The following is a 774-nucleotide window of genomic DNA, read 5'->3' as shown; positions in this document are numbered from 1 at the left end:
ACACCATCCCTACCGCAGCAAAAGCGGGTGGTAACTACCTTTCTTCACTACTCGTTGGTGGTGAAGCACGTCGTCATGGTTACGACGAAGGTATCGCACTGAGTGTTGACGGTTACTTGTCAGAAGGCGCGGGCGAGAACATCTTTGTCATCAAAGATCGCGTGATCACCACACCACCAGCAACCAGCGCTATCCTACCGGGCATCACTCGTGACTCGATCATGACCATTGCTCGCGATAAAGGTTACGAAGTCCGTGAAGCTAACATTGCCCGCGAAGCGCTATACCTTGCGGATGAAGTATTCATGACCGGTACCGCAGCAGAAGTTGTGCCTGTGGCAACCATCGACAAAATTGAAGTGGGCAGCGGTAAACGCGGTCCGATTACCAAAGAATTGCAAGAAGCCTACTTTGGCCTATTTAACGGCACCACGGAAGATAAGTGGGGCTGGTTAGACTATGTGTACCCAGAGCAGCAGTAAGAAGGATTTAAGAAATGCCAAAATATAGATCAGCTACCACCACACATGGTCGTAACATGGCGGGAGCTCGTGCGCTCTGGCGTGCAACCGGTGTAAAAGACGAAGATTTCGGTAAACCAATCATCGCCGTGGTGAACTCATTCACTCAGTTCGTACCAGGCCACGTACACCTTAAAGATTTGGGCCAACTTGTTGCTCAAGAGATTGAAGCGGCAGGCGGCATCGCAAAAGAATTCAATACCATCGCCGTCGATGATGGCATCGCAATGGGTCACGGCGGCATGCTTTACTC

At 50.9% G+C, this 774-nt stretch carries 2 protein-coding genes; both read left to right on the top strand.

The features are described from left to right. Positions 1 to 482, top strand: a 482-nt coding sequence (locus R8N49_RS26585; RefSeq protein ID WP_318190378.1) for an aminotransferase class IV, incomplete at its 5' end; no start/stop codon positions are given. A gap of 14 nt (positions 483 to 496) precedes the next feature. Next, the coding region (locus R8N49_RS26580) for a dihydroxy-acid dehydratase (RefSeq protein ID WP_318190377.1) at positions 497 to 774 on the top strand (278 nt) is incomplete at its 3' end.

The organism is Vibrio sp. 1978 (assembly GCF_033344345.1).
The sequence above is the reverse complement of the archived record's forward strand: the minus strand, read 5'-3'. Positions and strand labels throughout refer to the sequence as shown.